The sequence below is a fragment of the Paenibacillus sp. FSL E2-0151 genome (assembly GCF_037993015.1).
In the GTDB taxonomy this organism is placed as follows: domain Bacteria; phylum Bacillota; class Bacilli; order Paenibacillales; family Paenibacillaceae; genus Paenibacillus; species Paenibacillus amylolyticus.
The window spans coordinates 4,311,732-4,337,918 of sequence record NZ_CP150308.1 but is presented as its reverse complement, the minus strand read 5'-3'; the positions used below and the strand labels follow the sequence as shown (position 1 = coordinate 4,337,918).

Sequence of the window (26,187 nt, the reverse complement as noted above, 5' to 3'; positions counted from 1 at the left end):
GAACCGAAAGGATGGAGCAGAACCATGTTTTTCAAAAAAATAGGAGTTGTCGGCGGCGGTACGATGGGGCAAGGTATTTCCCAGATGCTCGCAGCCAAAGGACTTGATGTGCTTCTCGTGGAGCATACAACACAAAAGCTGGATCATGCATATGACATGATCGAAACCAATCTGGATAAACAACTGGAGAAATGGGCGATTACAAAAGCGGAGAAGAAATTGATTCTTTCCCGTATTACCAAGGTAGCTCATTTAGCTGAACTTGGAACTTGCGACATGGTCATTGAGACAATTTCAGAGGATCTGGATGCGAAAAAAGCAGTATTCAGCCAACTGGACCAAGTTTGTCCAAGCAATGTCATTCTGGCAAGTAATACATCCACGCTGAGTTTGACCGAGCTTGCAAGCTCGACCAAATACCCAGAGCGTGTTATTGGTATGCACTTTATTCACCCGGTATCCCGGGTTGATCTTGTAGAGATTATTCGTGGACTGAAAACTTCGGATACAACATTCGAAGAGACCAGACGTTTTGTTGAAGAAGTAGCGGACAAAAAAGGAGTCATGATTTATGAATCCCCTGGATTCGTAACTTCCCGTCTGATCTGCCTGCTGATTAACGAAGCGTTGCATGTATTGCAAGAAGGTGTTGCATCTGCTGAAGATATCGATGATGCAATGCGTATCGGATACAACTTCCAACATGGACCACTCGAAATGGCTGACCGTTTCGGATTGGATTCTGTTGAAGCTGCACTCGAAAGAATGTTCCGTGAATTCGGAGAATTGAAATATCGTCCTTCTACAGTCCTGAAGAAAATGGTGCGTGCAGGACACCTGGGTGCCAAAACAGGCGAAGGATTCTTCAAGTACGACAAGGATGGTGACCGACTGTGAAAGTACTCGTAATTAATGCGGGGAGTTCCTCGCTCAAATATCAACTGTATAATATGACTGACGAATCTGTACTGGCTAAAGGTTTGGTAGAACGGATCGGAATGGATTCCTCCATCCTGACACACAAACCGACAGGCCGTGAGGATGTTACAGAAGTTAGTGAGATTCTGGAGCATACAACAGCGATCCGTAAAGTCATTGATATTTTGACTCACAAAGAAAATGGTGTACTGGATTCTGTAAGTGAAATTCAAGCTGTTGGACACCGTGTTGTTCACGGTGGTGAAGCATTTAAAGAATCTGCATTGGTAGATGATGCTGCCAAAGCTGAAATTCGTCGTTTGTTCGACTTGGCTCCACTTCATAACCCTGCAGCAATGATGGGTATTCGTGCGGCTGAATTAAATATGCCTGGTGTGCCACAGGTTATGGTCTTTGATACAGCGTTCCATCAGACGATGCCTGAAAAAGCTTACCTGTATGCTATTCCGCGTGTACTTTACAAAAAATATAAAGTACGTCGCTACGGCGCACATGGTACATCCCATGATTTCGTAAGCAAGGCAGCTGCTGAATATCTGGATCGTCCAGTGGAAGATCTGAAAATTATCACTTGTCACGTCGGTAACGGTGGTAGTGTAACAGCAGTTAAAGGTGGCGTATCCGTGGATACTTCGATGGGTATGACTCCGCTTGAAGGACTGATGATGGGAACACGTTCTGGTGACCTTGACCCAGCCATCGTACCTTATGTAATGAACAAGGAAGAACTGAGCGTAAGCGAAGTGAACTCTATGTTGAACAAACACAGTGGACTGCTTGCGATCTCCGGAATCAGCAGTGACATGCGTGAGATTACGGAAGGTATGGAGAATGGCGATGCCAACTCCACGCTTGCTTTTGAAATGTACGAGTACCGTCTGCGTAAATACATCGGCTCATATGCAGCTGCAATGAACGGTGTAGACGTGATCGTCTTTACGGCTGGTGTAGGTGAGAACTCCGTTGTACTTCGCCAAAAAGTATGTGAGCAGCTCACTTATCTGGGTGTTGAACTGGATGAAGCGCTGAATGCCATTCGTTCCGGCGAACCACGTCGGATCACAACAGCGAATTCCAAAGTGGAAGTTCTCGTTGTGCCAACTAACGAAGAATTGGTAATTGCACGTGATACACACCGAATCGTATTGAATTCTCAGTAATCTAACTGTAAAGTAAATATAGAATGACAAGGAAGTGCAGAGGACAGGCATAAGCCTGCCCGCTGCATTTTCAAATTCAGGAACCAAGGGGAGATATGGGCATGAATACGAATTGTGTAATTCGTAATGTGAACGAGCATGTGGGCGAAACCGTAACAATCGGTGCCTGGATTAACAACAAACGTTCCAGCGGTAAAATTCAGTTTTTGCAGCTGCGTGATGGAACCGGATATATCCAAGGGGTTGTTGTGAAAAGTGAAGTTAGTGAAGAGATCTGGAACAATGCCAAGAGCCTGACACAAGAAAGCTCTTTGTATGTTACAGGTATTATTCGTGAAGAACCTCGCAGTGCGTCCGGTTACGAGATGACTGTTACAGGGGTTGAAATCATTCACCTGACTGAAAACTATCCAATCACGCCTAAAGAGCATGGTGTTGATTTCTTGATGGATCATCGTCATCTGTGGCTTCGTTCTACGAAGCAACGTGCTGTTATGGTGATTCGTGCAGAGATTATTCGCGCTGTTCAGCAGTTCTTTGATGGTAACGGATTCACACAAGTTGATCCTCCGATTTTGACACCATCGTCTGCGGAAGGAACAACGAACCTGTTCCACATCAAATACTTTGATGAAGATGCTTATCTGACACAAAGTGGTCAATTGTATATGGAAGCCGCAGCCATGGCGCTGGGCAAAGTATATTCATTTGGTCCAACATTCCGCGCAGAGAAGTCCAAAACACGTCGTCACTTGATTGAGTTCTGGATGATTGAGCCGGAAATGGCATTTGTAGATCACGAGGAAAGTCTGCGCGTACAAGAGAAATTTATCGCTCATGTTGTTCAATCCGTGGTTAAAAACTGCCGTGCAGAACTGGAATCTATCGGTCGTGACGTATCCAAACTCGAAGGCATCGTAGCGCCATTCCCGCGTATTACGTACGATGAAGCAATTGAATTCCTGCATGGACAAGGCTTTGATATTCCTTGGGGAGAAGACTTCGGTGCACCACACGAAACAGCAATTGCTGAGAAGTACAATACACCCGTCTTTATTACGCATTACCCTGCTGGAATCAAGGCATTCTATATGAAACCAGATCCGAATCGTCCAGAAGTTGTTCTCTGTGCTGATATGATTGCACCAGAAGGCTACGGAGAGATTATTGGCGGTTCGCAGCGTATAGATGATCCGGAATTGATGCAACAACGTTTTGAGGAGCACAATCTCTCGGATGAAGCTTACCAATGGTATCTGGATTTACGTAAATACGGATCGGTTCCTCACTCCGGTTTCGGTCTGGGATTGGAGCGGACGGTAGCATGGATCTGTGGATTGGATCATGTACGTGAAACAATCGCATTCCCACGTATGCTCTATCGTCTGTACCCTTAATGTTTAACCGAGGAGCGTCTATGGAAGACACCACATCCAAAGCTTGGTTGGATGGAGCAGCTTATGGCATGACTTCGGGTACAGCCCATCTGCCGTATGCCTTGTTACGTTTTTATCACCAGCTTGGCCTATCAGATGCAGAAGTGCTTCTTCTGATTCAACTGCTAGGGTTCCGACAGGCAGAGTTCAATGAGTTTCCCACGCTTGAAGAGCTTGCGGCGCGCATGGGACTTGCACCTGAAGGCATTGCCAGAATGTTGCAACGTCTGATGAGGGATGGGTATATTGCAATTGACGAGCACCGTGACGAAGAACGGGACATCCAGTACGAACGATATGACTTACATGGATTATATGCCAAGCTTGCAGCGTGCACTGCTGAAGAAGTAGCCGCATTCCGTGCGGAGCAGCAGAGTATCAATACAGCACGTCAAGATTCGAACAGTGTTCAAAAAGAAGAGGAAGAACGGAACATGTTCTCTATCTTTGAAAAAGAATTTGGACGTCCGCTCTCTCCAATGGAGTGCGAGACGATATCCGGCTGGTTGGATCAGGACCGTTATCAAGAGGAATTGATTCTAATGGCTCTGAAGGAAGCGGTTTTTGCAGGCAAAGTACATTTCCGGTATATCGATCGAATCCTGCTTGAGTGGAGTCGTAATCGTGTCAAGACCGTTCAAGACGCGAAGGCGTACACACAGCGGTTTCGTAATGGTGGACGTTAATTCCAGCGTAGGCAGGGACAAGAAACAGGCCAGAAGTCATTCTGTGCCTGTTTTTTTTGGATTAAAGATTGGATGAGTGATCAGCAACATCAACCTTTCAGGCAATGATTTCATTTTGTTTCACAAAAATTTGATAGATCACGCAGGGGTTAACGCACAAGCTGTCGTCTATTGTATTGGAGAGGAGGGGAGAGTTATTGATGAAGCGCGTGTAATCGAACAAATCCGTCAAGGAGATACATCCCAGATGCGTACTCTGATTGATAAATATAGCCAGCATGTATACCATGTGGCCTATTCCGTACTCAGGAACGATCAGGAAGCACAGGATGCAGCTCAGGAGGCGTTCATACAGATGTATAAGTCTCTCCCCGACTACCGTTCTGAAGGTTTCAAAACGTGGTTAACCCGAATTGCCTTTCACAAAGCGATTGATGCCAAACGCAAGCTGGGCAGACGAACTGCTGAGGATCTGGGTGGAGAAGAAAAAATAATCAATATGCCCGGACGGGATGAAGACGTTCTTACCCGTCTCGTTCGTGAAGAACGTCAGGATAAACTTCGCGAACGAATTAATCAGTTGCCTGCTCAGCATCGTGACATTATCACTGCGTATTATCTAAGCGAAAAAAATTATGAGCAGATTGCCAGTGATGCACAGGTGGCTGTGAAGACTGTGGAATCCCGCTTGTATCGTGCCCGGCAGTGGATTCGAAAAAATTGGAAGGAGGATGAATGGTATGAGTAAACAGGAGAAGTATACCGCTGCACAATGGACTGATTATATTGAAGGCCATATGAGTGAAACTCAAGGGAACCAAATGGAACAGCTTCTGATGGAAGATCCGGATGCGATGGACATCTATCTGGAAGCGCTTGGTATCCATGGAGAACTGCCTCCGCTACATGACCCAACAGGGTTTGCGGATTCAGTCATGCATCGGATTGAGGGCATTCAATCACCCAAGGTACAACGCAAATCCCGTGCTGGGCGAAACCGGCGCTGGCTTGATCATAAAGTGTTCCATTACGCGGTAGCAGCCTGTTTGACATTGATCTTCCTCTCGTCTGGACTTTTTGACAAGGTAGCACCATATCACAAGTTCCAGGATGGCGACCACAGAGGGTCATTTACCGAGAAATGGACGGAGGCAGCCACTTCATGGCTGGATAACCTCAAGCCTAAACCATAAATAGTTTCGCATTGCCTGAAAAGAAAGGATGACGACTGTGCACTCAGATCGTAACAAATTACTCGCATTTCTATTAAACCTGATACCAGGTCTCGGTTTCATTTATTGGGGACGGGCTGCAAGGGCTGTGATCTATCCATTGCTTTTCTTCGGAACAGCTGTTGGTTCATTCATGTTAGCCATGGTCACTAATGAACAAGATTTATTGATTTTCGGTGCACTTTTTGCTGCTTTCTTCTGGGGGATCAGCATGCTGGATATGGTTATTGTTCTGCTCCGTACACCTTCTGCCCGAGAAGCACATTATAGGGGATACGGTGCGGCTTATGGAGCGCCTCCACACCAAGGGGCAGCCTACCAGGGAGCATACATGGGTCAGCAAGGGCCTATGGAGCAGATGAATGAAGATGAGCTGCATCAACATCCAGGTGGTGAATATGGCCATCCTGAGGGCCCCTATGGTCAACCCATGTACCGAAAAGGCAGTGAGGGTGAACGGTTCTTCACCATTTTGCTCTCATTTGTTCCGGGATTGGGCCACCTTCATCTGGGATTGTTGCATCGCGGATTGTCGTTTCTGATGGCGTTCTTTGGTTCATTTGCCATGATGGTTTTTGTGGCCTCGATCACCAATGAATCCGTATTTTTGATGTTCCTACTCATACTGCCTGTAATATGGGTATACTGCATGTTTGACGCGGTGCAGCATGTCCACCGTAAGCAGGCTGGTGAGATATTGCAGGATCGGACATTATTCGAAGAATTGGAGATGGGCAGAGTAGCCGGAAGACGTAGCAAAGTGCTTGCAACGCTGCTATCCGCTTTTCCAGGTGCAGGTCATCTCTATCTGGGATTGCAGAAAAGAGGCATGCAATTGATGTTCCTGTTCCTGGGCAGCATCTATGTTCTGGACCTGCTTCACTTATCGGTGTTTCTGTTCATGATTCCGTTGATCTGGTTCTACAGCTTCTTTGACGGGCTCCAGTGCTCCAGTCGTTATGGACGCGAACCATTGGTTGATCAACCAATCTTCAAGGACTGGGCCCGCCATCAGCGTCTGATTGGATTCGGGATTGCCGCGCTGGGTCTATATTACCTGACGATCCGTCTTGTCATTCCACAGCTGAATGAGCTCTTCCCTAATGCATTTATGACGTATGAGATACGTTCCTATTTAAACACCGTCATCGTATCCTTGCTGCTCATTTTTGGCGGTTTGAAACTGCTGTTTGGCAAGCAACGGGGGACGGGTATCCAAAGTGCTGCTCATCAAAATGATGAGGGAGCAGATAGTCTCTTTTTATTCAAGGATCGGGATGATCGACTGTAATTTACGATCCAAGTTGAATTAAAGATTATTTACACTGACACTACGATGACAGAGCAACCTTCTAATCTCTTTTATCCAACAACAAAAAAACACGCCAAGGGCTATGTATATCAGCCTCTGGCGTGTTTTTGGTTTTGCAGCTTTGATTTCGAATAAATGATTGCTATTTCGTAGCGCCCTTCAGCAGAAGTTGACGGTACATCACTTCGAACAGGAATTCGAACGCTTCCAGATGACGTTTCGCTTCAAAAGCATCCTTGCCCCACGCATATATGCCGTGGTTACGCAGCAAAATTCCTGGTACGTTGGCATCAAGTACACCTGGCACCAATTCAGCGATAGATGGAATATCCGCAAAGTTAGGCAGAACGGGTACACGAATCTCCGCATTTTCTTTCCAAATGTTGAAAGCCTTGATCAATTCGATTCCTTGAATCGGTACGTGTCCATCTGCTCCAAAGAATTCACTGATCAGGTTGTTAAACACAGTATGCACGTGGAATACAGCACCACAACCCGTCAAACGATAGATTTCGCAATGAATCAACGTTTCGGCACTTGGTTTCAACGTTGTTGTTTCAATTGCTTTGCCGTGTTTGTCCACAAAAAGAAAGTCTTCCGGAGTGCGAAGTGATTTGTCTTTGCCTGAGGCGGTAACCGCAAAATAAAATTGCTCCGGGTCAAAGTCTCCTACACGCATCGACAGATTGCCACTTGTTCCGGGGAACCAGTTACGACCGGCAAACAACGCTTTAATATCAGCCAGTTCTTCAAGGACCTGACGTTTGTGTTCCAATGTAATCTTTTCAAAGCCCATCGTTTACAGCACTCCTTGTGTTTGCTTCTGTTTCATATCTTCGATGATATCGTAAAAGGTAGCGAATGGCACATGGTCCACACCAAGTTCAATACATTTATCCGTCAAAATGGAGCGGGAGTAGACGAGATCGGCAATTTTGGCACCCTCAAAATCTGTGAGACTGTCTCCAATAAGGATTCGATTGTATTGTTCTTCCGGGAAGGTACGAATGACTGTTGTTTTGCACATGCCGCAGCCATTCTCACAAGGAGGTTGGCAGGGATTCGGCCATTCAATCTTAATGGTTTCACCCGAGAAGTCAGCTCCGTTGCAATAGACATGATCCTGCGGGATATGAAATGGTGCGAGTAACGGTTCAATGAAAAAGTCCATACCACCGCTGGTCACATTGAATTCGATACCTTCGCTGCGAACGTAGTCAAGAAACTCGCTGAATCCTTCACGGATCCCCGCTTGTCCAAGCACAAATTCCACAATTTCATCTTTCTGCGATGCAGGCAACAGAGCAAACATGGCTCCAACACCTTCACGCAGCGAGATTTTTTGCTCAATTGTATCTTTCATAATCGCTTCAATGCCCTCAGGCTTGAAATGTTTCATGATTGCGACAATATTGTCCGAGAGCGTAATCGTACCGTCAAAGTCACAGAAAATGACTGTTTTCTTATCACTTCTCATCGTTCGCCACCCCACAGATCCAATGCACTTTTTAGCTCCGGATGCTCGGTTGCATACTGCGCGAGTGGAATGGAACGTTGAGCTGCCTCAATGGCTTGCAGGAATGCACGTCCGCCTGCCTCAGTGCCCATAGGATGTCCATGAATACCGCCACCAGCATTAACGATGACATCCGTGCCAAAGTCGCGCAAAATGAGCGGTACAAGGCCTGGATGGATACCGGCTGAAGGCACTGGCATACTGGTTCGTACTGGCAGATCGGCTGTCAGTAATTGCTCCGTGATCGCCATATTTTCTTCCTTCGGCATCGTAACCGAACCATAAGGAGAAGGAAAGAGCACCAGATCGGCACCTGCAAGACGCATCAACTGACCAAGTACAACCGAAGCCGACATGCCATAATGTGGTGAAGGATACAGTGCTCCTGCAAGAGCAGGGTGAGCCATAATTGGCACATTGATATCTGGATCACTGCTGAGTTCATGCAGCACATCATACCCGTAGGACAATACGTTGAACAACAAGGCATTTGCTCCTGCACCAATAGCGCGTTCAGCTTGTTGCTTCAGACGAGATGTAGGTCCTGTAAGATTGGTTGCATACAGAAGTTTCTTGCCGGTCTCCTGGCGTGCCTGTTCGGCAGCTTTCATGCAGACCTCGACTCTTTTTTCGATAGGTGTCAATTTATTTTCGAACAGAATCTCATCGTCCTTGATCAGATCAACGCCCCCAAGGGCCTGACGAATAAATTGTTCACGCAGTTCATCTGCATCCAGTCCGATAACTGACTTAAAGATACTCATTAACAGTGGACGATCATGCACACCAAGCAGATCACGAACACCATTCAGTCCAAATTTTGGACCCGGGAATGCAGTCAGGAAGCCATCCGAGAAACCAAGCTTGGTTAATTTAATCCGGCCATCCATTGAGATTTTGCCAAAGACCGTCACGAGCAGGGCAGGGATATCACGGCTGAAGTTAACATCAGGATATCCGATAGTAATATCAGCGTAACGCTCACCCGCAGCCATGCCATCAGCTTCATGGACTTCTACGCTGATTACTTCGCCCAGATGCTTCTGCATCGCTTCACGTTGTGCTTGCGGCAACTCAGTCCAGCTACCCACGGTCATGCCAATCGCGATGGACTGAGCTTTCTTGCGAAAGTCTGCATGATCATCATGCAGACGATATGTGGCTGTGCACATGTTATTCATTTTAAATCCCCTTCCAAAGCAGCTCCCATCTCCCGTGAGCGCTCTGCACAGCGGTTGACGGCTGCGATTACATTTTCGAAGAAATCACCTTCGTCCAGCGTTTTCAGTGCTGCCTGGGTTGCCCCTCCCGGGGATGTCACATCACTACGAAGCTTCATCGGTTCCAAACCGGTTTGTTGTACCATACGTGATGCGCCCAGCACCGTCTGAACAGTGAGATCACGAGATTGCTGGCTGGATAAGCCACCACGAATACCTGCCGCAATCATGGCCTCCATTAAATAGTATACATAAGCAGGGCCGCTTCCGGAAATCCCAGTGAGCACTTCGAGTTTATCTTCAGGTACGATGGTTACGATACCAACCGCTTCAAACATAGTCATCACCGTACTGCGCTGCTCATCCGTAATCTCCGCAGAAAAGGCAAGACCCGTTGCACCGAGTCCAATGGTACTGGATGTGTTCGGCATGGTTCTCGCGATCGGTTGTTTACGACCAAGCAAGGACTGCATCGTGCGGATCGATAATCCGGCAATGACAGATACGATCAGTTGATCAGGTGATAACAGCGGACCAAGCTCGCGCAGCGCTGCGGCAGCATCTTTGGGTTTCATACAGAGTACAATGACCGGAGTGGAGGCAAGGTGATCCAAGGATTGCGAGGCAGTTCCGGTATGTACAGCATAACGGGTGCTGAGCTCCTCCTGACGTTTCTGGTTGCTGCGGTTCAGCATCGTAATATCCTGAGGACGAACGACTAGGCGGGAGATCAGTCCGCGCACGATGGCTTCAGCCATCGCGCCTGCTCCGTGGAAAGTAATCTTCTGTTGTAGTAACGTCTGTTGCTCTTGACTCATATTTATCGTTCCTCCTATATAACTGTTGCTGGGATATTATTGACGGATCTGTCCATTGCCTGTAATACGATATTTGGTTGACGTCAGTGCTGGCAGTCCCATCGGTCCACGTGCATGCAGTTTCTGGGTACTGATTCCGATTTCGGCTCCATAGCCAAATTCAAATCCGTCAGTGAAACGCGTGGACGCATTGTGATAGACGGCTGCTGCATCCACATCATGCATAAAGCGCTCTGCATGGGCTGTATCCCGGGTTACGATACACTCGGAATGTTTGGTTCCGTAATGTGCGATGTGCTGCATCGCTTCGTCCAGGTTCTCGACCACCCGGATATTTAAAATATAGTCGTTGTACTCGGTCGCATAGTCTTCCTCGGTTGCCTCAAGGGCAGAAGGAACAAGACGGCGCACCGTGTCGCAACCTTTCAAGACCACATTGGCCTCACGGAATTGCTCGGCAAGAGCAGGCAGATGCTCTTCCGCGTATGCGGCATGCAGCAGCAACGTTTCCATGGAGTTACATACGGATGGACGTTGTGCCTTGGCATTGATGGCAATTTCGGCTGCCATAACTGGATCGGCTGATTCATCTACATAGGTATGACAGATGCCTGCCCCGGTTTCAATAACAGGTACTGTTGCATTGGCAACCACATTACGAATGAGAGAAGCCCCGCCGCGTGGAATGATGACGTCCAGCAGTCCGTTCAACTTGAGCATTTCATCCACGGAAGCACGATCCGCATCCTCAACCAGTTGCAAAGCATCAGCAGGCATGTCTGTCGTTGTGAGTGCCTGATGCAGCACCTCCACAATTTTACGATTGGAGGACAGGGCAGAGGAACCGCCGCGCAGAAGCACTGCATTACCTGTTTTAAGACATAATCCGGCTGCGTCTACAGTTACATTAGGACGAGCTTCGTAGATGATGCCAATCAGGCCAATCGGCACTCTTAATTTTTCAACATGTAATCCGTTTGGACGGGTAAATGTCTCTAACACTTCGCCGACTGGATCAGGCAGATCTGCAATCTGACGTAACCCTTCAGCAATGCCTGCGATCCGCTCTGGATTAAGTGCGAGACGATCCAGCATGGATTCTGGCGTGCCTTGTTCTCTGCCTCGTGCCAGATCTTCGGCGTTTGCCGTAATGATGGAATCCGTCTCCTTAATCAAAGCATCTGCCATGACACGCAGGGCCGTATTTTTCTGTTCTGTATTCAATCGGTTCAGCTGTGGAACCGCTGCTTGGGCTTTGCTGGCTTTTTCTCTGACTTCACTCATCGTAATTCCTCCTCATATATATAAAGTTAAAATTTTAACCACTATATAGCTTCATGTTTATTTTAACGTAATCCATTCGTCTCTATGAATAACCTCAAGTCTATGGATGCTAGCGAGTTGTTTCATCACTTCACCACTGGGAAGTCCGGCAATGAGTCGAAGCTGGTCATCATCATAATTGACAATACCGCGACCGAGCAAGGTTTCATCCATTCCGATGACCTCTACGACGTCTCCGGCGTGGAACGTTCCCAGTACCCGCTTGACCCCTACAGGTAGAAGACTGTGCCCCCCATGGACAAGTGCTTCTTCAGCACCATCATCTACAACGACGGTTCCCAGCGGAGTAGACATGAAGCCAAGCCACTGCTTTTTACGGGATAACGAAGCGAGTCGTGTCTCAAAGTAAGTTCCTTTGCCCGTGCCATCAACCGCCTTCTGCATATCTCCGGGTTCTTTCACACTTCCCACAAATACAGGTACGCCTCCACGTGTAGCTACCTTAGCTGCATCTACTTTGGATCGCATTCCACCTGTACCAACCGATGATCCTGAACCACCGGCAAAAGCATAGATCTCAGCCGTGATTTCGGGGATACGGTCGTAACGCACGGCAGAAGGATCTTTACGCGGATCTGCGGTGTACAGGCCGTTGGTATCGGTAAGAATGATCAGATGCTGAGCCTTCACCAGATTTGCAACCAATGCGGACAACAGATCGTTATCACCAAACTTCAATTCGTCCACCGATACCGTATCATTCTCATTAAAAATCGGAATCACTCGCTGTTTGAGCAGCTCTTCTACGGTCATGCCTGCATTACCCATGCGTTTACGACTGTGAAAGTCTGTACGAGTTAACAGAATTTGCGCCGTAGTAACGCGGTGCGCTGCAAAAGCCTGTTGATATGCCTGCATCAGTAATGCCTGCCCAACGGCCGCTGCGGCTTGTTTCTCATGTAGCAGTTTGGGGAGCTGAGGGTAACCGATCTCCCGGAATCCGGCCGCTACCGCTCCTGAGGTGACCAGAAGTACTTCATGGCCCTGATCAGCCAATGCTGCAATTTCTCCGGCAAAAAAAGTGATCGAACTGCGATCCAGACCGCCTTCTTCCGTTGTAAGCGAGCTGCTTCCAATTTTAACTACAATACGCGAAGTCATGGTTTCACTTCCTTAAACATGATTAATAAGTGCTTCTGGAGCAGGCTTTAGCGGGTACAAAAAAAACTTCCGCCCTTTAGTTAAAAAGGACGAAAGTTCGTTACTTCCGCGGTACCACCTTTATTGATGATTAGATCATCCGGCTTCATGCCCTGTAACAGAAGGCACTGTCCTGCACGTAACAGGCCGCTCAGGGGTAGGTTTCAGAGAAGAGCCGCGGTAAATTCTTTCAGCAGGGTGGAATTTACTCTCTGGGCGCGACTGATATTCTCTTACTGGTCCCGTCATCACGTTTCGTTCAATATTTCTTATAACATACCATGGAAACTTGGCATATGCAAAGGGGTTATCGTCCTGTAAATTACTTGAATAAATTCAGCTTGCCAATCCGCTGGGCAGCTTCGCGTAATCGGTTTTCATCACTTAACAGCCCCGCGCGCACATAGCCTTCGCCATGCGAACCAAAACCAATACCTGGGGCTACGGCTACCTTGGCTTCTCGCAGTAACAAGTCTGCAAATGAAGCGGAGGTATAACCTGGAGGTACAGGTAACCAGCTGAAGAATGAACCTGCGGGTTTCGAAGCTTGCCAGCCAATCGAGGAAAGAGCGTCATAAAATGCATTGCGACGGGATTCGTAACGTGAAACGAGCGAAGTAACACATTCCTGAGAGCCAGTAAGTGCTTCCGTTGCCGCAGCCTGAATTCCACCGAAGAGACTGACATAGATATGATCTTGAAGCAGATTGATTTTAGAGACAATCTCTGCATTGCCAAGCGCGAATCCAACACGCCATCCAGCCATATTGTACGTTTTGGATAACGTATAGAATTCAATGCCCACTTCTTTGGCACCAGGGGCTTGCAGGAAACTTACGGGACGATGTCCGTCAAATCCAATTGCACCGTAAGCAAAGTCGCTGGCAATGACGATTTGATTTTGAATGGCAAATTCAACCGTATCTTCGTAGAACGAAAGGGGTGCCGTTGCTGACGTTGGATTGTTGGGATAGTTCAGGAACATCAGCTTGGCTTTCTCCCGATCTTCGGCTGTAACAGCTTCATAATCCGGCAGGAATGCATTGGACTCCAGCAAAGGCATAAATGACATGTTTGCTTTGGCGAGTGCAACACCAGACCAGTAATCCGGGTAGCCGGGATCTGGAACGAGAACGGTGTCCCCGGGGTTAAGCAGGACCTGAGGTAACTGAACCAATCCGGTTTTTCCTCCGAACAGAATGGCGACTTCAGTCTCGGGGTTCAGATCAACGTTGTAATCTTCCTTATAACGTTTGGCGACAGCTTCCTTCAGGAAAGAGTGCCCTCTAAAAGGGGAGTATTTGTGGTAGAGGGGATTCTCAGCCGACTCTTGCAGTGTTTTCACAATATGAGGTGGTGTAGGTGTATCCGGGTTCCCCTGACCCAGATTGATCACGTCATGTCCACTTGCGATTTCACGATTTACATTTTGAACAAGGGTAGCAAAAAATTGCCTTGGAAGCTGTGTCATCACATCAGAAGTCGGTATCTTAAAAGCTGAACGAGCAGATGTATGGTCTGATTGGGTCATTATTTTCATCACTCCGGTTATTAATAATGGCAAATAGTTCTCATTAATTTATCACGCCAATCCCGAGCTGTATAGAGGGAAATGCACTTGAATATACAGTACATAGGAGCAAAGAGCAGAGTATTGTACAAAACTGAAAGTGCTCATTTAGTTTTGTCCATTGAGCTGAGAGAAGCCATGTTTTATGATAATATCCGATAATGATAATCAATATCATTAATTTCTGGCACAACGCACATGATATAGGGGGAGAAATAGAAATGAAAAAGGGCATTCGAAATACGGGAGTATTATTAACGATCACATGGTTATCCATCCTGCTACTGGCTTGTGGAAATCAGGCTGCAACACCTGCTGCTGGCGCAGATGATTCCAAAGCAGCCACAGAAACCACAGAGACCCAAACTGCAACGGAAGAGACGAACGAGGGCGAGACCCGAATATTCAAAGACTGGACTGGCCATGAAGTTGAGATTCCTGTAAATCCGAAGCGAGTTATCTATCATGGAGAAGTTACAGGGGATCTGCTCGCGCTTGGTGTTGTTCCTGTAGGCATACTTCGTCAAGAGGGAACCGTATTTGATGATCAGGTTGCTCAGGCAGAAGATGTAGGATTTCCGATCAGTGTGGAAAAGGAGTTAGACCTGAATCCCGATCTGATCATTTTCTCCAACAGTGACGAGGGTCAACATGATCAGATCGCAAAGGTCGCACCCACAGTTACATTTGATTCGTTTGGTTTAATAGAAGATCGCATGCGTATCCTTGGCGATTTGTTGAATAAGAAGCAAGAAGCGGAGGAATGGGTTACGGCTCATCAAAAAGCGACGGAAGAGATGTGGACGCAACTTCATGAGAATGGATTAAAAGAAGGGGAGACCGCTTCGGTATTCACCATGTATCCCGGGAATCGTCTGTTTGTCATGGCAGGTGCAGGATTGCCACAGTTGTTATACGGAAAAGACGGGCTGAAGCCAACCGCGGAAATCCAGAAAGTATTGGATGAAGACATGGGATTTGTAGAGATTTCGACTGAAAAATTATCTGAATTTGCCGGTGATCGGATATTTATTTTGGATCCCGTGACCGACGATGCGAAACAATCCACCAAGGAATTGCTGGATAGTACAATCTGGAAGAACCTGCCTGCGGTGAAAGAAGGAAAAGTATATCGTTTTAATATCGTAAAAGCTTCTAGTGATGCTCTTTCCAGGGAGTGGCTGTTACAAGAACTGCCAAAACAGATGATTCAATAATGGTGACGAGCCAATAAGGCACCAGTAACACCTTTGAGTAATGCAGTTATAAAAAAGTGAAAGGGGCCTTCAACATTTCGTTGAACGCTCTTTTTTGCTGATTAAACTCATATCTGGATTATTAACAATTGCTCGCTTATAATCAGACCATACAGAATGATTGATAATTATTCTCATTTTAGAAAAACGAGGTGAACCGACATGCAGGCTTTGGATGCCGATGGGGGAGCGTTGTTCTTTTCAGCATTCATGTTTCGGCTGGATCATCTGGTACGTCGAATTGAACCACCTGAACAGGTGATGCTGGAAGTTGCTTGCGAGAAACATGCCTTCCTGATCTGTGAAGAAGGGGATGGGCGTTTATATATTGGGCATGAACAGTTTCCGTTTACTACAGGATGTGTTTATCCGCTTTCACCGGGAGAGGGGTACCAGATTGAACATCGTAATAACTCGGAATTAAAATATATCATAATGGCTTTTGATGTTATTCATGTGTTGACGGGTGATCCCGAACTCTTTACCCGCGCTCTATTTGAGCACAGAAACCAATTGAATGGTTATGCCTATGCTCCGTTAAGTGGGCTGCTGGAGCAAATGTATGTCATTCGGAATTATAAAACAGATGCTGAATACAGCCATCTGAATGCACAGTTCCAAAAATGGATGGAGATGATCATTACCCGGTACACTTCTCCAAAGACGGAACAGAGTATGGAAGCAAGGCTACACAGTACGATTCAGTATGTGGACGACCATTATGCTGAAGAAATCACTGTACAGAAACTGGCACGACTTGCGGAGATCAGACCTGTACAATATACGACCCTTTTCAGACAACTCACGGGTCACAAGCCGCTCGATTATGTGAATCATGTACGCATCAAACATGCCAAGGACTGGCTTCGCAAATCAGATGAACCACTTCGGGATATAGCGAGTCGCGTGGGGTTTAAGGATGAGTATTATTTCAGCAGGCGTTTTCGCCAAATGACCGGATTATCTCCTCGTCAATATGACAGATCGATTCAGCAGCAGACATTAGTACAAGATTGGTTGGGTCATGATGTGAATATTCCAGTAAACCCGGAGCGAATTATGTATTACGGAGATTCCGCTGGGGATATGCTGATGTTGGGCATTCAGTTGCTGGAAGATCGGACATATGACGCGGTCGCTCCGGTTAATGTGGAAGCCGCTGTTATCATGAAGCCGGATTTGATTATTTTTGATAGCAGCAATGAACAGCAGTATGAACAACTTTACCGGATTGCACCGACGCTTGCTTACAATTCACATGCCACGTTGGAAGAACGAATGCGCAGATTGGGCAGCTGGTTTGGCAGACAACCGCAGGCTGAACAATGGCTAACCTCCTATGCGGAGCGTACTGAGCAGATGTGGGCGAAGATCCATACTGTGATTGAAGAGGGGGAAACGGCATCCGTATTTACATACCATCGGGGTGCACGATTATTTGTTATGGGCAATATCGGTCTGGCGCCTATGTTATATCATCCAATGGGATTCAGTCCAGTTACCAAAGTGAAGGAAGCACTTGCGGCAGGTAGAGCCTATAAGGAAATTTCGGCTGAAGCGGTACGTCAGTACGCGGGAGATCATGTGTTTGTTATGCTGCCTGAGGAAGTTGTGGCAAGACAGGCTACAGAGATGCTGATGAAAAGTCCCAGTTGGCAGGCCCTTCCGGCTGTGCAGAATGGACGGGTATATCCTGTGGAGGAGTCAACATGGAATGTGGGTGATGCGCTCACGAGTGATCGATTGTTGACCCTGCTCCCTGAGTTGTTGTGTGCAGGTTTATAACAAAAACAGGCTTGCAGTCCTCAGGAGGATCAAGCTATGATAGCAGGTATTACGGTTCAGAGGAGTGCTTGTCATGACAGAAAAACAACAGGGAGAAATGCGTGTAGCCCTGATTCAGGGCGATATTCAGCTCGGAGACCCTGAGGCCAATCATAAACATATGCAGATGTTGCTTAAGCGTGCGGTAGAACAATATCCGGATCTGGGGCTGGCTGTGTTACCTGAGATGTGGAATACCGGATACGCTTTGACTCAAATTCATGAACTCGCTGACCCGGAAGGCCAGAAATCTCGGGAATGGCTGTCTGCTTTTGCTCAAAAACATCAAATTTCCATCGTTGGCGGTTCAATTGCTGAGAAACGGGATGGTCAAATATACAATACAATGTACGCTTATGATCGTGAAGGAAAACAGGTAACACGATACGATAAATTACATTTGTTCCGTCTGATGGACGAGGAGAAATATTTACAGCCTGGTGCGGAACCTGAAATTTTTGAATTGCAGAACGGTCTTACAGCGGGTGCTTCGATCTGTTATGACATCCGGTTCCCGGAGCTTGCCCGCACCCTTGCTTTGAATGGTGCCAAGGCATTGATTGTACCCGCCGAATGGCCGAAACCTCGTCTGCACCACTGGCGTACGTTGCTTACCGCACGAGCAATTGAGAATCAGATGTATGTGATCGCATGTAATCGTGTAGGTAAAGGGGGAGAGACCGAATTTTTCGGACATTCCCTCATCATTGATCCTTGGGGTGAGATTGTGGCTGAAGGTGGCGAAGGGGAAGAGATCGTGACCGGAATTATTCGTCCATCTCTGGTAGATGAGGTTCGCGGACGTATTCCTGTATTTGAAGACCGTCGACCTGGCGTTTATTTTGGCGGAAAATAAAAACTGAAATAAAATTCTTCAGAAAAAGTGTTTATTCTTCCAGGACGCGGGTAATGATAACTATCCCGTCACCAAGGAGGATGATCAATCAATGGACAACCATGTGAAAGATACGCTCAGGAGACTGGAACAGGATAACACAAGGGAAGATCACTTAAGGGCATTCTTAGAGAATGGAGCAGGAGGGCTATCACCCCCTGATTCAACTGTTCAGGACGAAGGCCGTGTCATGAATCAGCAAAACAGGCTGACAAGCGATCGTAATTTGCGTAAATAAACCGCCAGACATGAAGTTTTCTTATGTACGTTTCTACGTTAACATTATAAATTAGCATTGAGCTAAACAACTTAACAAGCAACATTGTACTGTAACCAGTTACTGTGATTGCAATGTAAGAACTCTATCCTGCGGATGCGGGAAACGAGTATATGACAAAGGCTTGGCCCATAAGGGTCAAGCCTTTGTTTTGTTTCAGTATGAAATGTACCCATACCCATAGGAGAAATTTTTTAGTCTCCCTTTGACAGTTCGGCCACGGTTTGTTGAAACGTATGGATGAATGCTTCGGCTGCCTTCGACAGCACTCTTCCTTGACGATAAGCCACAACAAGTGTTCTGCTAGGAGTAGGCTCAGCAAGTGGCACATACACAGGCACGAACTCACTGCGCGGCGCACGGGCGATAAAACGTGGAACCAGTGTAATGCCCATACCAGTGGCGACCAGCGACTGAACGGTTTCAATATTTGTGCTCTCAAACACAACTTGGGGATCAAAACCAGCCTGCTCACAGAGATCAAATGTAAGTTTGCGGAAGCCCTGCCCTTTTTTCAACACAACAAACGGTTCATCCCGAAGCTCTTCAATTCGCACAGGAAGCGGATGTTCCGGATCTGCCCTGCGTGCCAAAGGGTGATTCGGGGGAACTGCCAGATCAATCTTTTCCTCTCCAATGGCAACATAGGCGAGACTTGGCTCTTGTAAAGGAAGAGATAACAGACTGAGATCTGCTTTGCCACTTGCTGTCAATTTCTCAAGCGTAAGCCCGGAGTCTTCCAATAAGGTAACCTCAATCTCGGGATAAGCTTGTTGGAACGCAGGAAGCACGTGTGGGAGCAGGTGTGATCCCGTGATCGGCATGCTGCCTACAACGACTTTACCTTTGCGAAGCTGGGAGATATCGGACATTTCCTGACGCAATAGCTCCACAGCATCTACGATCTTCTGGGCTTGCTCGACAAACGTAACACCCGCATGGGTTAACTCCACGGTACTTGTATTACGCTGAAACAGTAGCACACCCAATTCTTTTTCCAATTTGGATAATTGCTGGCTTAATGAAGGCTGGGCAATATGTAGCTTCTCTGCTGCCCGGGAGAAATTGCGTTCGGCCGCAATTTGCAGCGTATATTGAAGTTGTCTGAATTCCATCGTCATCGGTCATTCCTTTCGTTATGCCACCATTATATCATTACAGATGAAGAAATCATTAATTTCGCTTAACCGCTTGCACTCCATCAGAAGAGTTGTTATACTAATTTTGAAAACGCTTAATAAGAACCACTTACCCGGGTAAAACAAAATCAACGTTTTCATGTGTACCAGTTTCAAGTGTTAGCACAGAACCATTTCAAATGTTAATATTCTTTTTCGTTCATATAATTGAATAACATTCATCCAACGATGGCGTGTTACTGTTCGGCAGGCAAGACCTAGATTGGGTGGGAAGAGTTTCTCTTTTCCTACCCTTTTTAGGTCTTTTTTTGTTCCCATCAAGAAACGGAGGTGCACCATGAATCACAAACAATTAGCCCAATCGATTATGGAGCTGGTCGGTGGCAATGATAATATCAACACGTTAATTCATTGCTCTACCAGGCTCAGACTTACCCTGAAGAATCCGGATATGGCGAAGACCCAAGAAATTAAGAGCCTTGATGGTGTTATTGGCGCAGTGAATAGCGGCGGACAATATCAGGTTATTATCGGTAATGACGTCGCGTACGTCTACAATGAACTTGCCAAGATGATGGATACTCGGCAATCAAACGAAATTCAGGAGAAACAAAAAGCGGATTATAGCCCCAAAGGACTGTTTAATACTTTTGCCAGTGTCATTGCAGGCATTTTCCAACCTATTATCCCAGCCATTGCTGCCTCGGGCATGCTTAAGGCACTGTTGCTACTGGCGACTGTGACCGGCCTGATGTCTAAAGAGAGCCAAACATATGCCGTTTTGAGTGTCATGTCTGATGCTGCCTTTTACTTTCTTCCGATTCTACTGGCTTATTCCAGTGCAAATAGATTTAAAACCAACCCCTTTGTTGCCGTTCTGTTTGGTGGAATCATGTTACACCCGAATATGATTGGTCTGCTTGGCGGTGAAGATCCGGTTTCCTTTATTGGCATACCTGTTGCATCCGTTCAATATGCGACATCCGTGGTACCGATTATTTTAACGGTCTGGTTCATGTCTTACATTGAAAAGTTCGCGGACAAGATCTCACCAGGACCGGTCAAAATTTTCCTTAAACCTTTGATTGTTATTCTCATTGTTGCTCCAGTTGCCCTGATTGTACTTGGACCTCTGGGGATGTATCTCGGAACGGGAATGTCCAACCTGATCTATTGGATTCAGGATAAGATTGGATGGTTGACCGTTGTCATTATGGCTATACTGATGCCTCTGATTGTCATGTTCGGTATGCATAAAGTATTTTATCCCATTATTTTCGCAGCCTTGGCTTCACCTGGATATGAAACACTGGTGCTGGTCGCGATGCTGGCATCCAATATGGCGCAGGGAGCAGGCGCACTGGCGGTGTCATTCAAAACCAAAGACATCAAGCTGAAACAAGTCGCTTTGTCTGCAGGAATTTCAGGTGTATTCGGTATCACGGAACCTGCTCTGTACGGTGTACATTTAAGGCTCAAGAAAACGCTGTTTGCCTGCATGATCGGCGCCGGAGTCGCTGGGTTGTTCGCAGGAATTGTGAATCTCAAGGCATATGCTGCCGTGGGTCCGGGGATTGCATCTATGCCTATGTTTATCAGTGAAGATCATATGAATATTATCTATGCGATCATTACCATGCTGATCTCTGCCATTGTCGCGTTTGTCGCTGTATATGTCATTGGATTTCAGGATGTTGTTCCAACAGCAGTGTCGATAGCAGGCAGTCCTACAAACAAAGCGAGAGGCGAATCTGAAATCCAGCCATCCAAAGGGATCAAATCGAAAAAGATCGTTTTTGCTCCATTGGAAGGTAAAGTTCTGCCATTAAGAGAGGTGAAGGACGAGGCCTTCTCGCAAGAAGCTATGGGACAAGGTATGGCCATTCAGCCAAGTGTTGGCAAGGTGTTTGCCCCGTTTGATGGTACCGTTGAGACGGTGTTCCGCACTAAACATTCCATCGGTCTGAGATCGGTAGAAGGTGTAGAAATTCTGATTCATGTCGGATTGGATACGGTGAAACTGAAAGGCCAGCATTTTGATGTAAAAGTGAACGAAGGAGAACAGATCTCTCATGGTCAGCTCCTGATTGAATTTGATCTTGAAGCTATACAAGCCGCAGGTTATGACACCACGACCCCTGTAATTGTGACCAATTCCTCGGATTATCTGGAGGTGCTGGGCAATGAAACTGCGGCGACAACAGGACCGGGGAAACCATTAATTACGGTGTTATAACTCGCTGAAATATGAATGAAAGGCAGGCAGCCTGATATGGAAGTCATAAAAATACTGAATTCGAGCATTGTTCTTGCCAGACGTGTTGAGGATGACAAGGAAATTATTGTGATGGGAAAGGGCATCGGCTACAGGAGCAAACCGGGAGATGTCGTGGGCGAGGATGAGATCGAGAAGATCTATGTCCTTGAAAATGAAACGATCTCTTCGGATCTCACCGCCCTGATGAAGGAAACGCCAAAAGAATATCTGATTCTGGCTGATGAAATCATCTCCCATGCCAAACATACATTGTCCCGCCATCTGAGTGATCATCTCTATGTCGCATTAACGGATCACCTGTATATGGCCATGAAGCGATTCAAGGACAATATGACGATCCAGAACCGAATGTTGTGGGAAGTGAAAAAGTTCTATCCCCAGGAGTTCAGTATCGGGTTGCATGGCCTGTCTCTCATTCAAAAACAGCTTGGTCTCTCCCTGCCTGAAGAAGAAGCGGCCAATATCGCCTTTCATCTCGTTAATGCTCAGCAGAATGATGACAATATGAATCAGGTCATGATGATGACCAATACAGTCAAGAATGTACTCAATATTATCAAAATTCACTATCAAGTGGAGCTGGACACACACAGCATCAACTATTCACGCTTTTTGACCCATTTGCAGTTTTTTATTCAACGGCTTTTTGAACATAAAACATTAAACACGCAGGATCATGAGCTCTTTGAGCAGATCGCGAATAAATATCCGCAGGAAGAAGCCTGCGTACTGCTAATCAAGGATTATATTGAAGCTCGCTTTGAACATACGATCTCCAATGAAGAGATGATGTATTTGATTATTCATATCAATCGGGTCATGAGTCGCAATTGAGCAAGAATGAAAGAGTTACAGAGATAATCCAAGGAGGAATACACAATGACCAATACAACAAGAACGTTTCCAGAAGATTTTCTATGGGGAGGAGCGATTGCTGCCAATCAGGCAGAAGGAGCGTGGAATGTGGATGGCAAAGGTCTGTCTACAGCGGACATTGCTATCTATCGAAAAGGTGTAGCCAAGAGTGAGTATAAAAAGCATAATGCGATCAATGAAGAACAGATCAAAACTGCGATGGAGTCTAGCTCGGACAGAGAATATCCGAAACGCAGAGGCATTGATTTTTACCACCGCTATGAGGAGGATCTGGCCCTGTTTGGGGAGATGGGTCTCAAAACGTTGCGCTTATCTATTGCTTGGACCCGAATTTTCCCGAATGGCAACGAAACTGAGCCGAATGAAGCCGGTTTGCAGTTTTATGACCGCGTTATTGATGGCATGCTGAGACAAGGGATTGAACCTTTAATTACGTTGTCGCATTATGAGATGCCGATGTATCTGGTGAATCACCACGGTGGATGGACGGATCGGAAAGTCGTCGAGTATTTTGTTCACTTTTGTAAAACCGTGTTCACCCGTTATAAGGACAAAGTGAAGTATTGGATTACATTTAATGAAATTGACAGCATTGTTCGTCATCCGTTTACGAGTGGTGGTATTGTTCCGGAGCGATTCGAAAATGTGGAGCAGGCCGTATATCAGGGGTTACACCATCAATTTGTAGCGAGTGCTCTGGCAGTGAAATACTGTCATGAGATCATTCCCGGTTCCCAGATCGGATGTATGCTTACCAAACTGACAACGTACGCTCATACATGTAATCCCGAAGACGTACTTGTTGCTTCCCGGGATAATCAATTTAATCTTATGTTTACGGACGTACAGGTGCGGGGAGCGTATCCATACTTTACGAAGAGGTTCTTTGCCGAAAAAGGGATTAACCTGGATATGCTTGAGGGGGATGAAGAGATTTTGAAAGTACACACTGTGGACTTTATCTCATTCAGTTATTATATGTCCCTCGTATCAAGTGTGGATGGCGACCGATTGGAGCAGGTGAGTGGCAATACAACTGGAGGGGTGAAGAACCCGTATCTGCAAACGAATGATTGGGGCTGGCAGATTGACCCGATAGGTCTGCGCATCTCACTGAATGAACTGTATAGCCGTTACGAGGTGCCTTTGTTTATCGTTGAAAATGGAATTGGGGCGGTAGACACGATTGAAGCGGATGGTAGCATTCAGGATGATTATCGTATTGATTATTTCCGCTCTCACATTGAACAGATGCATGAGGCAATTCTGGACGGTGTTGAACTGCTCGGCTATACCAGTTGGGGAGTGATTGATCTGATTAGTTATTCTTCTTCAGAGATGGAGAAACGATATGGCTTTATTTATGTAGATCAGGATAATGACGGCAATGGAACACTGGAGAGAAAACGAAAGAAGAGTTTCTATTGGTACAAAGATGTGATTGCAAAAAACGGTTTGTAATACAGTAGTCGGACAAGCACTCTCTATAAGAAGGTGTTGATATGATAATGTTCATTTCATAACAGAAACTAGCAAAGCAGCTCTGGATTCAGGGCTGTTTTTTTATGTTCTAGATAAAAAGCATTGACAGCGAAGCAACGGAAACGTAGTATAAGACTTATCTGATAATGATAATTGTTATCAATTGAAACCTCTGCGACGAGCAGTGGTTTATTTGTCTTTCTCTCATTATAGGTTAAACCTATTACATCTATAGATATTATATCTTGGAACAATGAAGGACAGGGTGATATATTTATGTCATTCAAGAGCTTCACTTTTTAAAGAAAACAGAGGCTCTTCCAAGGACCGAACTTATAATGAGGTGAAAATGATGAGTAAAAAAACGATGTTTGAGAAAATTTGGGAAAATCACGTAATTCATCAAGAAGAAGGCAAACCAAGCATTCTGTATATCGATCTGCATCTGGTGCACGAAGTAACTTCTCCACAGGCATTTGAAGGTCTTCGTCTCAGCGGACGTAAAGTTCGTCGCCCTGAACTGACATTTGCAACAATGGACCACAACGTTCCAACGAAAGACCGTTTCAACATTACAGATCCTATCTCCAAACAACAAATTGATACACTTTCGCAAAACTGCCGTGATTTCGGCGTGAAATTGTATGATCTGGACACGATTGATCAAGGCGTTGTACACGTTATGGGACCTGAACTGGGTCTGACTCACCCGGGTAAAACGATTGTATGTGGTGACAGTCACACGTCCACACACGGTGCGTTTGGCGCACTGGCATTCGGAATCGGAACAAGTGAAGTTGAGCATGTTATGGCAACTCAATGTTTGCAACAAGCAAAAGCCAAAACGATGGAAGTTCGTTTTGTCGGCAAACGTAACCCGGGTGTAACCGCGAAAGATATGATCCTCGCAGTCATCGCCAAATACGGTACAGACTTTGCAACAGGTTATGTTATTGAGTACACAGGCGAATCCATCCGTGAGTTGAGCATGGAAGAGCGTATGACGGTCTGCAACATGTCCATCGAAGGTGGAGCAAGAGCAGGATTGATCGCTCCGGATGAAACAACATTTGAATATCTGCGTGGACGTGAATACGTACCAGCGGATGCCAAATTCGACGAAGCTGTAGCAGGTTGGAAACAGCTTGTAACCGATGAAGGTGCCGAGTTCGACCATATGGTTGAAATCGATGTGGAGACATTGATTCCGCAAGTAACTTGGGGAACAAGCCCTGGCATGGGAACCGACATTTCTTCGAAAGTTCCTGTTCCGGCTGAACTGCCTACAGAAAACGAACGTAAAGCGGCTGAAAAAGCGCTTGAATATATGGGACTTGAACCGGGAACACCAATCGCCGAGATTCCAATTGATTATGTATTTATCGGTTCTTGCACCAATGGACGGATCGAAGATCTGCGTGCAGCAGCACAAGTGGCTAAAGGTCACACGGTATCCAGTCAGGTTACAGCAATTGTTGTACCAGGCTCAGGACGTGTTAAAATTCAGGCTGAACAAGAAGGTTTGGATAAAATCTTTACGGAAGCTGGATTTGAATGGCGTGATGCGGGATGCAGTATGTGTCTGGCAATGAACCCGGATGTATTGAAGCCAGGTCAACGTTGTGCTTCGACGTCCAACCGTAACTTTGAAGGACGCCAAGGACGCGGAGGACGTACGCATCTGGTATCTCCGGCAATGGCAGCAGCAGCAGCGGTTAAGGGCCACTTTGTGGACGTACGGGACTGGAATTTCAAAACAGAAGCAGCGATCTAATCTATAACAGACA

23 protein-coding genes and 1 other annotated feature are annotated in these 26,187 nt (G+C 46.3%); of the genes, 15 read left to right on the top strand and 8 right to left on the bottom strand.

What is annotated here, in order from left to right:
- Positions 1 to 24: 24 nt before the first annotated feature.
- From MHI55_RS19495 to MHI55_RS19465, 7 genes are all read left to right on the top strand, one after another.
- Positions 25 to 897: a 3-hydroxyacyl-CoA dehydrogenase NAD-binding domain-containing protein gene (locus MHI55_RS19495; protein ID WP_017687750.1), complete on the top strand. Its 873-nt coding sequence runs from the start codon at positions 25 to 27 to the stop codon at positions 895 to 897.
- Positions 894 to 2,099: an acetate kinase gene (locus MHI55_RS19490; protein WP_036671987.1), complete on the top strand. Its 1,206-nt coding sequence runs from the start codon at positions 894 to 896 to the stop codon at positions 2,097 to 2,099. Before MHI55_RS19495 ends, MHI55_RS19490 begins: the two co-directional genes overlap by 4 nt.
- 101 nt (positions 2,100 to 2,200) lie before the next feature.
- On the top strand, positions 2,201 to 3,496 hold the full coding sequence (asnS, locus tag MHI55_RS19485) for an asparagine--tRNA ligase (protein WP_017687752.1): 1,296 nt from the start codon (positions 2,201 to 2,203) through the stop codon (positions 3,494 to 3,496).
- 20 nt (positions 3,497 to 3,516) lie between these two features.
- The gene (locus tag MHI55_RS19480) at positions 3,517 to 4,221 is read left to right on the top strand and encodes a DnaD domain-containing protein (RefSeq protein ID WP_127549601.1); all 705 of its coding nucleotides are present in this window, start codon (positions 3,517 to 3,519) and stop codon (positions 4,219 to 4,221) included.
- A 115-nt stretch (positions 4,222 to 4,336) separates the two neighbouring features.
- Complete coding sequence (locus MHI55_RS19475; protein ID WP_340386660.1) at positions 4,337 to 4,969, top strand: RNA polymerase sigma factor; 633 nt, start codon at positions 4,337 to 4,339, stop codon at positions 4,967 to 4,969.
- On the top strand, positions 4,962 to 5,414 hold the full coding sequence (locus MHI55_RS19470; protein WP_339186754.1) for a hypothetical protein: 453 nt from the start codon (positions 4,962 to 4,964) through the stop codon (positions 5,412 to 5,414). The genes MHI55_RS19475 and MHI55_RS19470 overlap by 8 nt, the downstream gene beginning before the upstream one ends.
- Before the next feature lie 37 nt (positions 5,415 to 5,451).
- Entirely contained in the window at positions 5,452 to 6,744 is a 1,293-nt protein-coding gene (locus MHI55_RS19465) for a multi-tm2 domain protein (protein WP_340386659.1), read from the top strand.
- A 163-nt stretch (positions 6,745 to 6,907) separates the two neighbouring features.
- On the opposite strand, the gene mtnB is transcribed toward MHI55_RS19465, so the two are convergent.
- From mtnB to MHI55_RS19430, 7 genes are all read right to left on the bottom strand, one after another.
- Positions 6,908 to 7,561, bottom strand: coding sequence for a methylthioribulose 1-phosphate dehydratase (mtnB, locus tag MHI55_RS19460; protein WP_339186757.1), 654 nt, complete (start codon positions 7,559 to 7,561; stop codon positions 6,908 to 6,910).
- Positions 7,562 to 7,564: 3 nt separating this feature from the next.
- On the bottom strand, positions 7,565 to 8,242 hold the full coding sequence (locus tag MHI55_RS19455; protein WP_017687758.1) for a 2-hydroxy-3-keto-5-methylthiopentenyl-1-phosphate phosphatase: 678 nt from the start codon (positions 8,240 to 8,242) through the stop codon (positions 7,565 to 7,567).
- On the bottom strand, positions 8,239 to 9,462 hold the full coding sequence (locus tag MHI55_RS19450; protein ID WP_339186759.1) for a 2,3-diketo-5-methylthiopentyl-1-phosphate enolase: 1,224 nt from the start codon (positions 9,460 to 9,462) through the stop codon (positions 8,239 to 8,241). Before MHI55_RS19450 ends, MHI55_RS19455 begins: the two co-directional genes overlap by 4 nt.
- Positions 9,459 to 10,319 (bottom strand): pyrroline-5-carboxylate reductase, encoded by an 861-nt coding sequence (proC, locus tag MHI55_RS19445; RefSeq protein WP_036671976.1) that lies wholly within the window; start codon positions 10,317 to 10,319, stop codon positions 9,459 to 9,461. Before proC ends, MHI55_RS19450 begins: the two co-directional genes overlap by 4 nt.
- A 36-nt stretch (positions 10,320 to 10,355) precedes the next feature.
- Positions 10,356 to 11,603, bottom strand: coding sequence for a glutamate-5-semialdehyde dehydrogenase (locus MHI55_RS19440; protein ID WP_036671975.1), 1,248 nt, complete (start codon positions 11,601 to 11,603; stop codon positions 10,356 to 10,358).
- A 57-nt stretch (positions 11,604 to 11,660) separates the two neighbouring features.
- Entirely contained in the window at positions 11,661 to 12,764 is a 1,104-nt protein-coding gene (gene proB / locus MHI55_RS19435; protein WP_339186762.1) for a glutamate 5-kinase, read from the bottom strand.
- 82 nt (positions 12,765 to 12,846) lie between these two features.
- Positions 12,847 to 13,061, bottom strand: a binding site (T-box leader).
- Between the two features lie 64 nt (positions 13,062 to 13,125).
- A complete protein-coding gene (locus tag MHI55_RS19430; RefSeq protein WP_339186764.1) occupies positions 13,126 to 14,334 on the bottom strand; it encodes a pyridoxal phosphate-dependent aminotransferase in 1,209 nt (402 codons plus the stop codon).
- A gap of 260 nt (positions 14,335 to 14,594) precedes the next feature.
- Here MHI55_RS19430 and MHI55_RS19425 point away from each other — a divergent pair, with 260 nt between their 5' ends.
- From MHI55_RS19425 to MHI55_RS19410, 4 genes are all read left to right on the top strand, one after another.
- Entirely contained in the window at positions 14,595 to 15,590 is a 996-nt protein-coding gene (locus tag MHI55_RS19425; RefSeq protein ID WP_340386658.1) for an ABC transporter substrate-binding protein, read from the top strand.
- Positions 15,591 to 15,791: 201 nt separating this feature from the next.
- Entirely contained in the window at positions 15,792 to 17,414 is a 1,623-nt protein-coding gene (locus MHI55_RS19420; RefSeq protein WP_339186767.1) for an AraC family transcriptional regulator, read from the top strand.
- Positions 17,415 to 17,487: 73 nt separating this feature from the next.
- Positions 17,488 to 18,309: a carbon-nitrogen family hydrolase gene (locus MHI55_RS19415; RefSeq protein WP_074095606.1), complete on the top strand. Its 822-nt coding sequence runs from the start codon at positions 17,488 to 17,490 to the stop codon at positions 18,307 to 18,309.
- 91 nt (positions 18,310 to 18,400) lie between these two features.
- Complete coding sequence (locus MHI55_RS19410) at positions 18,401 to 18,586, top strand: hypothetical protein (RefSeq protein ID WP_017687767.1); 186 nt, start codon at positions 18,401 to 18,403, stop codon at positions 18,584 to 18,586.
- A 233-nt stretch (positions 18,587 to 18,819) separates the two neighbouring features.
- Here MHI55_RS19410 and MHI55_RS19405 read toward each other — a convergent pair whose 3' ends face one another.
- The gene (locus MHI55_RS19405; protein WP_036607891.1) at positions 18,820 to 19,740 is read right to left on the bottom strand and encodes a LysR family transcriptional regulator; all 921 of its coding nucleotides are present in this window, start codon (positions 19,738 to 19,740) and stop codon (positions 18,820 to 18,822) included.
- A gap of 361 nt (positions 19,741 to 20,101) precedes the next feature.
- Between MHI55_RS19405 and MHI55_RS19400 the strand changes: the two genes are divergently transcribed.
- From MHI55_RS19400 to leuC, 4 genes are all read left to right on the top strand, one after another.
- A complete protein-coding gene (locus MHI55_RS19400) occupies positions 20,102 to 22,000 on the top strand; it encodes a beta-glucoside-specific PTS transporter subunit IIABC (protein ID WP_339186768.1) in 1,899 nt (632 codons plus the stop codon).
- Positions 22,001 to 22,036: 36 nt separating this feature from the next.
- A complete protein-coding gene (locus tag MHI55_RS19395; RefSeq protein ID WP_339186769.1) occupies positions 22,037 to 22,876 on the top strand; it encodes a PRD domain-containing protein in 840 nt (279 codons plus the stop codon).
- Positions 22,877 to 22,921: 45 nt separating this feature from the next.
- Positions 22,922 to 24,379: a glycoside hydrolase family 1 protein gene (locus MHI55_RS19390; protein ID WP_339186770.1), complete on the top strand. Its 1,458-nt coding sequence runs from the start codon at positions 22,922 to 22,924 to the stop codon at positions 24,377 to 24,379.
- Positions 24,380 to 24,752: 373 nt separating this feature from the next.
- On the top strand, positions 24,753 to 26,174 hold the full coding sequence (gene leuC / locus MHI55_RS19385) for a 3-isopropylmalate dehydratase large subunit (protein WP_074095602.1): 1,422 nt from the start codon (positions 24,753 to 24,755) through the stop codon (positions 26,172 to 26,174).
- Positions 26,175 to 26,187 lie beyond the last annotated feature (13 nt).